The sequence below is a fragment of the Sphingobacterium sp. Lzh-3 genome (assembly GCF_046764375.1).
Lineage (GTDB): Bacteria > Bacteroidota > Bacteroidia > Sphingobacteriales > Sphingobacteriaceae > Sphingobacterium.
Map to the genome: position 1 here is coordinate 2,123,860 of NZ_CP177226.1, position 13,362 is coordinate 2,137,221.

Annotated in this window: 9 protein-coding genes; 6 read left to right on the forward strand and 3 right to left on the reverse strand. The window is 37.2% G+C overall.

The genetic code is table 11. The annotated features are described in order from the left end of the window. Positions 1–128 precede the first annotated feature (128 nt). Positions 129–995, reverse strand: coding sequence for a helix-turn-helix domain-containing protein (locus ACLCDV_RS08740; RefSeq protein ID WP_333575659.1), 867 nt, complete (start codon positions 993–995; stop codon positions 129–131). 224 nt (positions 996–1,219) lie between these two features. Between ACLCDV_RS08740 and ACLCDV_RS08745 the strand changes: the two genes are divergently transcribed. Then, entirely contained in the window at positions 1,220–2,428 is a 1,209-nt protein-coding gene (locus tag ACLCDV_RS08745; RefSeq protein ID WP_411973443.1) for an exo-beta-N-acetylmuramidase NamZ domain-containing protein, read from the forward strand. Between the two features lie 95 nt (positions 2,429–2,523). Next, positions 2,524–3,783 carry a PQQ-binding-like beta-propeller repeat protein gene (locus ACLCDV_RS08750; protein WP_411973444.1) on the forward strand — a complete coding sequence of 420 codons (1,260 nt, stop codon included), beginning with the start codon at positions 2,524–2,526 and terminating at the stop codon, positions 3,781–3,783. A gap of 33 nt (positions 3,784–3,816) precedes the next feature. On the opposite strand, the gene ACLCDV_RS08755 is transcribed toward ACLCDV_RS08750, so the two are convergent. Continuing rightward, complete coding sequence (locus tag ACLCDV_RS08755; RefSeq protein WP_317667626.1) at positions 3,817–4,167, reverse strand: DUF2200 domain-containing protein; 351 nt, start codon at positions 4,165–4,167, stop codon at positions 3,817–3,819. Between the two features lie 273 nt (positions 4,168–4,440). Here ACLCDV_RS08755 and ACLCDV_RS08760 point away from each other — a divergent pair, with 273 nt between their 5' ends. Both ACLCDV_RS08760 and ACLCDV_RS08765 read left to right on the forward strand, forming a co-directional pair. Beyond that, entirely contained in the window at positions 4,441–5,190 is a 750-nt protein-coding gene (locus ACLCDV_RS08760) for a ThiF family adenylyltransferase (protein ID WP_333575653.1), read from the forward strand. A gap of 117 nt (positions 5,191–5,307) precedes the next feature. Next, the gene (locus tag ACLCDV_RS08765) at positions 5,308–6,000 is read left to right on the forward strand and encodes a hypothetical protein (protein ID WP_411973445.1); all 693 of its coding nucleotides are present in this window, start codon (positions 5,308–5,310) and stop codon (positions 5,998–6,000) included. Between the two features lie 2 nt (positions 6,001–6,002). On the opposite strand, the gene ACLCDV_RS08770 is transcribed toward ACLCDV_RS08765, so the two are convergent. Further along, positions 6,003–6,764, reverse strand: coding sequence for a response regulator transcription factor (locus ACLCDV_RS08770; protein ID WP_317667623.1), 762 nt, complete (start codon positions 6,762–6,764; stop codon positions 6,003–6,005). 808 nt (positions 6,765–7,572) lie between these two features. Between ACLCDV_RS08770 and ACLCDV_RS08775 the strand changes: the two genes are divergently transcribed. Further along, positions 7,573–10,710 carry a GH92 family glycosyl hydrolase gene (locus ACLCDV_RS08775; RefSeq protein WP_411973446.1) on the forward strand — a complete coding sequence of 1,046 codons (3,138 nt, stop codon included), beginning with the start codon at positions 7,573–7,575 and terminating at the stop codon, positions 10,708–10,710. A 357-nt stretch (positions 10,711–11,067) separates the two neighbouring features. Further along, the gene (locus ACLCDV_RS08780; protein ID WP_411973447.1) at positions 11,068–13,353 is read left to right on the forward strand and encodes a GH92 family glycosyl hydrolase; all 2,286 of its coding nucleotides are present in this window, start codon (positions 11,068–11,070) and stop codon (positions 13,351–13,353) included. Positions 13,354–13,362 lie beyond the last annotated feature (9 nt).

The following is a 13,362-nucleotide window of genomic DNA, read 5'->3' on the forward strand; positions in this document are numbered from 1 at the left end:
AGAAGAACTGCCCGTTGACCAAAAAATTCTCTTTTGCTTCAATCACTTACACAAAAATAACTCCAATCAATTTGATTCTCTTGTGTACTTCAGTATAAAAGATAGGACAAATCGTGCATGTTGAAAATCTAAGTTGCTCTGTTTCGATAAGAAGTAGGAGAAACACCAACTATTTTTTTGAAAAGCCGTGAGAAGTAAGAAGGATCGGAAAAATCCAATTCATAACAAATGTCTGCAATGCTTTTAGTGGATTCAAACAATAGAAATTGACTGTGCATAATCAGTACTTCAAGAATGAGTTCCTTCGACGATTTCTTGAATACAGAAAATACGCAGCGATTAAGGTAGTTTGTAGATACCGCGAGTTTATCCGCGTAGAATGAAATATTTTTTTGCTTTTTGAAGTTTTTGTGCACAAGCTGTTTGAACATCATTGCAATTTCCTGTCTCCGATTGAGCGCAAGGTTGGATGAAGATAGCTTGATAATTTTTAGAATTGCAGATTTTAATAAATTTTCAAATAGTTCTTTATAAGGTGATTCGGAAAGCAATTCATCATAAAGTAATCTGAAAAGTTCTTGAAGATCGCCGCTGTCTCGCGCAGTTAAGTTTAGTAAGGGCGAGATATTAAAAATATTCAAAATCTCCTGTTCCCTGAAGATGGAAGTCATCGCATTGTCGTTGATCAAAACGCAATGTCCTTTCGCGGATTTATCGACCGACTTTATTGTTGAGATATTGCCGTAGTTGCTGATAAGAATTGCCGGAGCTGTTACAACATATTCCTTGGCACCAATCTGATGTTTAAAATAACCTTCCGTGATGTGAACAAGAAGATTATAGCCTAGGAAAATAGGTGGGGTCGGAAATTTAATGTAGGGTGCGATTTCACTGAGCTGGAAGATCTTGATCGGGGATTGTTGATAACGCAGATGCTCCAGACTACCTGTCATAAAACGATCTACAAATTCACCTGCATTTACCTGATTTTCCATGATTAATAATTATAAAAATTTAGCACGCTAAAGCTTCCTCATGCCATCCATTGTTCATTTGGAAATCATGCTCAATAATATTCCAAAGGTAGTGTGATAAAACTTGTTTGTCAATTTTAACAAACGATTTGTGAAAATAAAGCTTTATCCTTAGTTTAGTTTTTTGTTATCGTGTGAATAGCCTGATGCTCAGTGGGTATTTTTTAAATATAAACCGAACGAATATGAAACCAGTGCTCATTTTTATATTAACGCTATTCCTGTTCAACGATGTGAAAGCGCAGACCTTTTTGGATTATTGTAATGATCGTATACGGACAGGAGCCGAACAGACCGAGCGTTATGTACCTTATTTATTGAATAAGCGCATTGGTATATTGGGCAATCCATCTACGGTTATTAAAGGGAGACACCTTGTTGATAGTCTACTCGCGCGCGGGGTTCAGATTGTGAGAATTTTTGGACCTGAGCACGGATTTCGAGGCAATGCAAGTAATGGAACTGAAGTGGGGGACGAAATCGATCCGATAACCAAAATTCCTATTGTCTCTTTATACGGAAATAAGAAAAAGCCAACAGCGAAGGATCTAAAAGATGTCGATCTGTTTATTTATGATGTGCAGGATATGGGGGTGAGATTTTATACCAACATTAATACCCTTCGGGATATTATGGAAGCTTGCGCCGAAAATGATAAGGAGCTCTTGATCTTAGACAGGCCCAATCCCAATGCCTATCTTATTGATGGCCCTATTTTGGAGGAAAAATATAAGTCGGGTATTGGGCAATTTCCTGTTCCTATTGCACATGGGATGACTACAGCTGAATTTGCCCAGATGATCAATGGAGAAGGTTGGATGAATACCAAAAAGAAATGTAAATTGAAGATTATTCCTGTAGCAAATTATGACCACAGTATGCTTTATAAATTACCAGTCAATCCCTCACCCAATTTAAATACGGAACAAAGCATACTATTATATCCGAGTACCTGCCTCTTTGAAGGTGTGAAAGTGAATCATGGCAGAGGCACCGATTATCCCTTTGTTGTGATCGGTAGTCCAATCTATAAGGGTATATATGATTTCTCATTTGTCCCCGTCAGTAAAAAAGGGATGAGTGAATCGCCACTGTTTATGAATGAAGAATGCTATGGAATAGACCTGCGTAAATATGATCTAAAGCAGCTTGTAGATAATAAAAAAATAAACTTATCCTGGATGATAGCACTTTATCAGAACTCTCCGGAAAAAGACAAGTTTTTTGATCAATCATTTTCGAAACAGATTGGCAGTATCGAAAGGCTCGTGGGCGTAGGTTTATTTCGCAAGCAAATCGAAGCTGGTGTTTCGGAAGAAGAAATCCGAAAAAGCTGGGAACCGGGATTAAAGAGTTATAGAAAGGTTAGGGAAAAATACCTTATCTATCCATAATATGATAAGGACACTTAGCGACCGAGAGATAATAGTCGATAGCTCAGCTATTTTTTGAGCGCGACAGCATAACCTATAACCTTAAAAAAACATCGATGTTTAGACTAAAATATGATTGGCGCCCCATTATTATCCTATTTATTGCGGTGGGATGTTTTTATCAATTAAGAGGGCAGCATCTGGCTCTGGCTAGAAGCCTAGATCGTCAAAATTATGCAGCGTCCTCCAATGTCGGTTTAAAGCCATCATTGAAATGGAAATTCCAAACAAAAGGAAAATTGTTTTCTTCACCCATCATTTGGGGTGATGTCGTCTTTGTGGGTTCTTGTGACAGTAATTTATATGCGTTGAACAAAACTAGCGGAGATGTACTTTGGACGTATAAAACTGCTGGTGAAATTCGGTCAACTGTTGCTGTAGATGCTGGAATAGTGTATTTTTTAAGCGCTGATGGCTACTTGTATGCCCTGGATGCTCAAACTGGACGAAAATTATGGCAGTTTTCAACCAATGGTGAGAAGAGCTATGATGTATGGGATTATTTTCTTTCATCTCCTGCAGTGGTCGATGGCGTCGTGTATTTTGGGTCTGGAGATCATCATATTTACGCTGTAGGTGCTAAATCTGGGAAACTTATTTGGAAATTCCTGACCGGAGGAATTGTGCATGCAGCCCCAACGTTGACACGAGAGCATGTTTTTATTGGTAGTTTTGATGGTTATTTCTATTGTTTGAAAAAAGATGGCACCTTAGATTGGAGGTTTAAAACAATTGGCGAACGTTATTTTCCCAAAGGTGAGATCCAATTCAACGCAGTTGTTGCTGATAGTACAGTCTATTTTGGTGCGCGTGACTTTAATGTATATGCGCTAAATACCACGAATGGAAGTGGATTTTGGGTATATCATCAACCGGGAAGCTGGACAAGTGTTCCTAGTATTTTTGACGATAAGCTTGTTGTAACCATGTCGGATTCCTATAGTATACTTGTTTTAAATAGAATTGACGGAATGAAAATAGCCGAACCCAAGGTGCCTTTAAACACATTTAGTAGTGCCACAATTGCTGGCGATGCGGCTTTTTTTGGGACACTGGATGGTGTAATTTATAGATTGAATATAAAAAAAGGAGAAGTTGTACCAATATTCCAAACGGAGTCGAGTAAAAAGAACAGACAATTGTTTCTCAATGGTGAAAATATGCTCCATGCCGATCTGCAGCAAAAATACAAAAACGATATTACGCGATTGTTTGCAGATTATTTACAGATGGGAAGTGTTTTTTCAACGCTATGGATCGAAGATAATAGGCTTTATTTTGGTTCCGCTGATGGAGCCATCTATGCGTTGGAATAGCAAGTACGCGCTATTTACAAATCGTAGCAGGGCTTACTTTCTTAAAATTTTTTCCATGGATCTACCTTTGGCCAGTTCATCAATTAATTTATCGAGATAACGAACTTTCTGAACCAGCGGATCTTCAATATCCTCAATGCGATAACCACAGATTACGCCTGTGATCTTGGAAACATTCGGGTTTAAGCAAGGTGCTTGTTTAAAGAAATGTTCAAAGTCAATTTTATCGTCAATTGTTTGTTGTAAGGATACCGGATTATAGCCAGTTAGCCAAAAAATAATTGCGTCGACCTCCTCTTTTGTACGTCCTTTTCTTTCAGCCTTTTGTATATAAAGCGGGTACACACCAGCAAATGACATACGATATATTCTTGTATTATCCATTTTACAAGTTAATTTCATTAAAGGTATTCATTTTGAACGAAAATAAAAACAAGCGATAGCTGACTAATATCGTGGATTTTAGATTCTTTACTAGTTGTAATGTTTATTTTGAATAATTTACTTTTCATGCGCGGTAACTTATATTTGATAATAAGGAAAATCATGGTTAATTGACCCGAGGTGAATGTGAAAAAGTGCTTAGCAATTTCTTTAATAATAATATAAATTATAATTCTATCTTTATGTGATACAAAATTATTGAAATATTATTACATGGATTTGAGGTATATTCGGAATAACATACATATTACAGAAGAAGAACAACAACGTATCAAGGATTTTCCCGTGTTGATAGGAGGATGTGGAATAGGAAGTTACATTGCCGAATGCCTGTTGCGCATGGGATTCGAAAATTTGACAATTGCTGATGGGGATATTGTCGAATTATCAAATCTAAATAGACAAAATTATACCAGTAAAGATATCGGTGTAAAGAAAGTCTTTGCTTTGCAGGATCGCTTACGGACAATTAATCCAGAAGCCAAAATAACGGTATTTCCGGAATTTATTAACAAAGATAATCTGTACGATATTGGTATCGACCATAAGGTTGCTATTAATGCTTTGGATTTTTCTTCCGATATTCCCTTTGTTTTTGATCAATATATGGCAAAAAAAAATATACCCGTAGTACATCCCTATAATTTGGGTTGGGCTGGGTTTTTAACGGTCCTCCCGCCCGAGGGGCTCAATCTGCATTCATTGGAAAAAGCCCACGAGACCTTCGAATTAAATGTCGGTAAATTTATTGTGGACAGTTTAAAAACAAAGGGTATAGAAACGAAATGGCTTGAGGAGTTTTTGGCAGAATATGGTAAAATAGCGTTAACGTCTCCTCCACCACAGTTATCTTTAGGGTTATACCTCTTATCTGGGATGGTAAGTCATATTGTGTTTAATTTGGCAACAACAAAACCAGTGAAATTCTTTCCAGATTCCTATTATTTGTCCATGATGAGTTGAACAAAATATAACTGAAAAAACATTCCTTCCATTACACTTTTATGTAGTAAATTTGTTACTGTGGGAATTTAAACGAAAAGTCTTTATTTTTATAATTGCATATCGAATAACATTTGCATGAACTGGACGCCTGAAAACTATTATTTTACCAAGCTTAATAAAAACGAACTTCCTGAACTTATTCATTTTTATTTAGTAACGACTCAAGAGCACTACAAACTGGATAGCTATTCCGAAGAGGAGTATAAGTTTGATTTCGAGTCATTAATAGGAGAGGATCAGATTTTTTTTGATCGTTCCATTTATTATGTCCTTCGAAGTAAGCTTGATGGTGCTATTCAGGCCTCTATTAGAATTACATTTTGGGATAAGGAAACAAGTTTGCCGATTCAGAAATTATTTGATATTGAAACAGAAAGCTTGTTAATTCCGCATATAAAGAACTTTTGGCACATTGGGCGTTTTGTGATTTCAGGAAAGATAATTGGTAATCGGATCAATATTCTGAAAAAAATGCTTTTTGACGCATTTTATGGACCCTACAGTCTTGGGAGTGGATTAGTCATCGCTGAATGTGATCGAAAAGTCGTCAATACGCTCCGGAAATTAGAAATCGAATCTTTTGAACTTGGAGATCCAATTATATACCTCTATTCTGAGACACTTCCGATCTATATCAAATCGGAATGGCTGGATACTTTTATTGAGAAAAATAAATATTCTCAGTTTAGTATGGGAAACCAGGTCGATATTCAAAAATTTGTTGAGATGTCTAAGTTAATGCTGTTATGTTCAAAAAATAGTGAATAACATTAGAAAAGAGATAGTTCAATTGCTAGTGCTGTAGCTTCTGTAATGCTTTTGACTTTTAGTTTTGAAAATATTTGTTTTTTATGAAATTTAACCGTGTCAATTGATACATAAAGCTGATCTGCTATTTGATCCATGGTAAGACCTTGTGCGGAAAAAAGAAGAATGTCCTTTTCACGGGGTTTCAATTTAATACGAGGGGTTTCTACCCAAATATCTTTAGCCAAATCATATTCAAACTGTTTTCCGTCCTCATCCGATTTATATCTAATGTTTCCTGAGTTTGCATGCGAGGAAATAGAAACCAGGCAGAGCGCGATCCAAGGATTGGAAAACTTGTCCAATAGCAGGGGTTTTAGCTTATGGTTTACTAAAAGCGGTTTATTCCCTGGTTGTTTTAAATGGAAATCATAAGATATAGAGAATTTTAGACGATCTTCGGCATCTAAATTTCCAAAAAAGTCAAAACCAACGTCGTTTATTTTTTTTAGTAAATGTAAATCGTTCTCAGGGACATTATTAACATAATGATAATAACCTTCACGCATTACTTCAGTAGGGGTACTTCCACATAAAAAGATTGGGTTATCAGAAACAAATAGAAAGCTTTTCTTTGAATAATCAATTAAATATATACTTTGATAGGTTAATCTGCTTAACGATTTAGCGAAATTTATAAAGGCTTCGACAATCTCATAATCATCTTTGCTAAAGTCGTCTTTAACTTGTACCGGCTTGAAAAAATCTTCAATCTTAATTTTCATAGTGTAAATTACAAAGATGATCCGTAATTGCTTTTGAATACCACGTAAAATCGATGTTGTCTTGGCTTGCAAGTTACAAAAATAAGCACATAATGTCAATTTATGCACTAGAAACAAGCTTTTTTACGTTCCTATCCTTACAATGTAATCATTGTCAAAGCTAATAGTTGAACTTGTTCAAAATATTAAATCTCTATCCAGCAATGAAATAAGGCTCTACACAAATGGGTAGAATATTGTTTATAATGATAATACTAAAGATAATACTCTTATCTTTATGGTTTCAAAGCAAATAATTGTATAAATATACCTTTTTGAATCCAAATTGCCAATAGTAATTATTGCTTTGCCTGAGTTTTAGACAAAGTTAGAGTGCAAGAATATTAAACTTTCGGGAAATTATTTCAATTTGTACATTCTTATTAAAGCTTTGTTTATCTTAAATAGCCTTCAGCAACACTTTTGTACGTTAACCAGACTTGTTTCCCAATTCAGGAAAAAATCCAATATGAAAGAAATTATCCATTGATCTAACTCTTCTCTCTAAGAATCAAAACCTTTCATCGCTTCAAATTTGTGTGTTTATATCGAAATCATTTTCCTCTGTTTTTACTTTATATGTATATACATTTGGTTTTATTCGTTTGATATTTGTGATTTTTGTAGTAATATTGTGTTTATTATTTTGTTTATCATAGGTTTTGGTTGATCTTTTATGTATGTACAATTGAATAAGTCTAACGAATAATTTTGACCAATTTATGGAAAATGAAACTGATGTAATTAAAAATTATAAAATCTGATACTTATGAAATTACGTTTCTCACTTTCTTTTGCCGCCGGTCTGTTGCTTCTATGTGTACAGTCTGTAGTTGGCCAGGAGCACGCAATTTGGCAATTGGGGAATTCAGACGGTTCAAGCAGCGAATTTGCCTTGTCCCCGAATGGATATAAGAAATTTTTGGAACATGATTTTGGTTATGAAGACAATGCCTTTATCATCGGTCAATCTTCTTTAACAAAGGATCTACCCTATGTATTGCCCGGTCCAGCCAATGAATGGGGCGGGACTGGAGGAACCTCTGGTCTGAGAACACATTTTTTGAATTTATACTATGTGTTAAACAATAGTATAAAAAATGGTCAGTGCACACTTCAGGTTAAATTGGCCAATAGTGACCCTAAAAATAAACCTACACTACAGATCGTAATCAATGGCAAGCCCTATAATTTTGAGGTGGAGCGGGGAGCAGGAAATGGTGAGCCGCTAGAGAATCCTTTAAAATCTGGAAATTCTACGATAAATATACCGGTATCAGCTGATCTCATTAAGAAAGGCGGAAATCAGATTACCCTAACTGTCATAAAGGGAGGTTGGGTTGAATTTGATTCCTTTAAACTGCTTGGTCCACAGCAAGTAAAGTTAATAGCTAATCGATCTGTAATTGTTAAAAATGTACAGCAAGCTGATTTTGAGATTCTAAATGCAGGAAAACCCGTCCAAAATATGCTGGTTGATCTCTTGAAATTGAAAGATGATGAACAGTTGAAAGTAGTCTTGGATGGCAAGAAAATTTATGAGAAAACACTTGAAAAAGGTGCAGCGAAATTGGAAATACCAATGCCTTATGTCGCTAAGGATATCTGGAGTAAGTATGAAATTTATAATAATGGGCAATTAATACAGTCTTCAACAATCAAGCGGGGCCCAAAAAGACTCGGTGGAGTTTCAGATTATGTGAACACGATGATGGGTGCAGCACATTCCAGATGGATGATAGCCCCGGGACCATGGATGCCTTTTGGCATGGTAAAGATCAGTCCAGATAACCAAAATATTGGCTGGCAGGCAGGTTATGAACCTTCTATCGAATCTATTGGTACTTTTAGCCATATTCACGAATGGACAATGGCTGGATTGGGAACATTTCCGACAGCAGGTCAATTGAAAACTCGGGTCGGAGATCAGTACAGTACAAATTCAGGATATCGATCTGCAATAGATAAAACCAGCGAAAAGGCTCCATTGGGATATTATGCTGTTCATCTCCTTGATCACGATATCGACGTAAAATTGACGGCTGGTACACGTTCCAGTTTTCAACAATATACCTATCATAAGTCGGATACAGGACGTATCATGATTGATCTTAAGGTTAACGGAGAATATGATTATAAAATTAAAGATTTCTCGCTGAAAAAGGTTTCTGACTATAAGGTTGTGGGATACAGTAATCAATTATCTGAAAACGTTTGGTCCACGGATGCAAAACAGGATTATGTCGTATACTTTGTGATGGAGTTTGATAAACCTATCATAAACTATGGCACATGGCATAATGATCGGTTGACTGAACGGGCTGATTTGGTTGCTGATAGCGCTCAATTTGCGGGAATGTACGTGGAATTTGATGTGCATAAAGATAAGGCTGTACAACTGCGCACTGGGATTTCTTATGTGAGCTTAGCCAATGCAGAGGAGAATTTAAAAACGGAACTTTCGGAGCCATTCGGATGGTCCATTGATCGGGTCGTGGAAAATCAGCATAAAGTTTGGGATGAACTTTTAAGTAGATTGGCGATAAAGTCTTCAGACTATTTTGAAAAAGAGAAATTCTATACCAATATGTATCGCACTTTGGCAAGCCGAAATACATTTAGTGATGTGAACGGTCAATGGAGGTCTTCGGATGAAGTGATACGAACTTTAGCCCATAAAGGGGATCTCGCTTTAGGCTGTGATGCTTTCTGGAATACCTTTTGGAATTTAAATCAGTTTTGGAACTTGGTTACGCCGGAGTGGTCCAATAAATGGGTTAGATCGCAACTTGCGATGTATGACGCAAATGGCTGGCTGGCGAAAGGGCCGGCCGGAATGGAGTATATTCCGGTCATGGTTGCTGAACATGAAATACCGTTAATTGTTGGGGCATACCAGATGGGGATTAGAGACTACGATGCTGAAAAGGCATTTGAAGCTGTTAAAAAAATGCAGACAACAAGTCCATTGAAATTTGAAGGCGGTTTTGCGGGTAATAGGGATTTGGATGTCTATTTAAAATATAAGTACGTTCCTTATGATTTGGGGCGGTTTTCCAATTCTATGGAATATAGTTTTGACGATTGGACAGTTGGGCAGTTTGCAAAATCGTTAGGAAAGGAACAGGAATATCGCTATTTCAATGATCGCGCAAACTGGTGGAAAAATGCGATAGATGTCAGTAGTGGCTATGCTCGGATGAAGGATTCAAAAGGAGAATGGTATAAAGATTTTGACCCTTTTAAATCGGGGGCTAACCATCATTATGTAGAAGGAAATGCATGGCAATTGACCTTTTTTGTGCCACAGGATATTCCTGGACTAGCTAAAATGATCGGCCAGGATGTGTTTTTAAAACGATTGGAATGGGGATTTCCAGAAAGTGAAAAATGGCGTTATAATGGCCCTAATGATCAATATTGGGATTATCCTGTTGTTCAGGGAAATCAGCAATCAATGCATTTCGCCTATATTTTTAATTGGTTGAATAAGCCCTGGTTGACACAAAAATGGAGCCGCTCCATAGGTGAACGCTATTATGGCCAAGGGGTTTCGAATGCTTATCTCGGCGATGAAGACCAAGGGCAAATGAGTGCTTGGTATATCATGAATGCTATTGGTTTATTTCAGATCGATGGCGGAACAAGGGTCAAACCAATTTATGAAATAGGAAGCCCACTCTTTGAGGAGGTTAAGATTAGATTGGATGGTAAATATGGAAGAGGTGAACAGTTTATTATCAAAGCGAAAAATGCAAATAAGAAAAATATGTATGTACAACGCGCAACGTTAAATGGAAAACCGCTCAATACCTTTTATTTTGATGCTTCCGAACTGCTAAAAGGAGGAGAGCTTGTCTTAGAAATGGGCGCTACACCGAATAAACAATGGGGACTGTATCAATAAAAAACATGTTTACTGCTGGATTAAAATAGAGCGAGTTGAACGATAACAATGATTTGTTAAAATTTGGTTAAACTTAGCGGCCCGATATAAGAAACTCGTTTTTGATGACGTTATATCAGTAGTTTCATAATTTAGGTTAATAATTGGTTAGTTAGTAAAAGCCTGAAGTTCCCCACTTCAGGCTTTTGTTGTTATTGGTCATCATAAATCTCTTTGCTTAACATGTATAGTTTTGCTAAATCCTATTAACAAACGTAAAATCATCGATATAACCAGTTGTAAGATTTGTAAATCTTTGCGATTATCTGTAGTATTGTAGGTACACGCTAAAATGAGCGGCCTATGGTGTTTGCTTGAATGAAAGCAATTAACAATGTCGTCTATCAAGATTATATGATCAAATCTATTCGTTTTTTACTTTTAGGATTATTTCTTTGGGAGAATGTTTCTGCCCAAAAGCTTCCTACAGACTATGTCAACCCGTTTATCGGTACCAGCAATTATGGAACAACTAATCCGGGTGCTCAGGTTCCCAACGGCTTGATGAATGTTTCTCCGTTTAATGTAATGGGATCATCACTTAATGCATTTGATAAGGATGCGAGATGGTGGTCTACTCCCTATGAACATAGCAACAGTTATTTTACAGGTTTTTCTCATGTTAATTTAAGTGGGGTAGGATGTCCAGACATGGGAAGTCTGTTGTTGATGCCAACCTCAGGTAAATTAGAGGTTTATTATCATCAATATGGAAGTACCTATACGCAGGAGGTTGCCCATCCGGGGTATTACAGCAATGTGTTAAAGAAATACGGTATCAAGGCCGAAGTTTCAGCGACAACCCGTGTAGGTGTTTCTAAATTTACTTTTCCAAAAGGACAGGCAAATATCCTGCTTAATTTGGGCGAAGGTTTAACAAATGAAACGGGAGCAACAGTTCGTTATGTAAGTGATACCGAAATAGAAGGTTCTAAGTTGTTGGGCTCTTTCTGTTACACGAACAATCAGGCTGTTTACCCGATCTTCTTTGTTATGCGAGTCAATAAAAAACCGTCAAAAAGAGGATATTGGAAATTCCAACGTGCCGGAGAAAAATGGGAAAACGATTGGAATAAAGATGCCGGAAAATATAAAATTTTTACGGACTATACCGATCAGCTTTCCGGCGATGATCTTGGCGCATATTTTAGTTTTGATGTCAAAGAAAATGAAAGCTTAGAAGTACAGCTTGCCGTATCATTTGTGAGCGTTGAGAATGCGCGTAAAAATCTAGATGCTGAACAAGCAGACTTTAGCTTTGAAAAAACACAAAAGCACGCAGCTTCGCTTTGGAACAATGCATTGTCAAAGATACAGGTAGAAGGCGGTACAGAGGACCAAAAAACAGTGTTCTATACGGCTTTATATCATGCTATGATTCATCCAAATATCTTGCAGGATGTAAACGGAGAATATCCGGCAATGGAAAGTCGGAAAACACTTGTTGCAGATCACAAGCGTTACACCGTGTTTTCGCTATGGGATACGTACCGAAATGTTCAGCCTTTAATGTCACTGGTTTATCCCGATAAGCAGGTGGGCATGATACGTTCCATGATCGATATTTATAAGGAAAGTGGTTGGATGCCCAAATGGGAGTTGTATAGCCGAGAAAGCTATACCATGGATGGCGATCCGGCAGTTCCAGTGATCGTTGATGCATGGATGAAAGGCATTCGGGATTTTGATATCAATACAGCTTATGAAGCGTTTCTGAAATCGGCAACGACTACGGACTCCACGAATAAAATTAGACCCGACAATGCGGACTATGTGAAGTATGGGTATGTTCCACTGCGCGATTCATTCGATAATTCGGTATCTCATGCCATAGAATATTATGTTGCCGATTGGAACTTAGCCCAACTGGCCGGTTCATTGGGGAAAACCAAAGATGCCCAGCTTTTTGCTAAGCGAGCGCAGGGATATAAACATTATTATTCTTCGGAGTATGGGACTTTCAGACCTATTCTTCCTAACGGCGAGTTTTTAAGTCCATTTAGCCCATTGATGGGCGCCAATTTTGAACCTAATCATGGTTTCCATGAAGGTAACGCTTGGAACTATAGTTTTGCCATACCATTTGATATACCTGGTTTGGTGAAATTGATAGGTGGAAAGCAAAAATTTGTGGATAGACTGCAGGCAACGTTTGATAAAGGGTATTTTGATGTTACCAACGAACCAGATATGCTGTATCCACATGTGTTTTCAGAAATCAAAGGAGAAGAGTGGCGTACCCAAAAACTGGTTAAAGAAATTCTGGAGAAACATTTTACAAACAGTCCCGGAGGTATACCAGGAAATGACGATACGGGAACAATGTCTACATGGGCTTTAATGAACATGATTGGAATCTATCCTTTTTGTCCAGGTAGACCAGATTATACCGTTGTAACACCTGTATTCGACAAAGTGACCATCCAACTCGATAAGAAATATTATCCAAACGGCGACAAAGTGACGATAAGACGTCAAAAAGCGGGTGCTGGTGATTATATCAAAAAGATCGTTATCGATGGAAAACCATTCAATGGATTTAAAATCAACCATCAGACTTTGGTCAACAGTAAAGATATTCTAATCGTTACTGGAAATAGATAATTAGGCAAA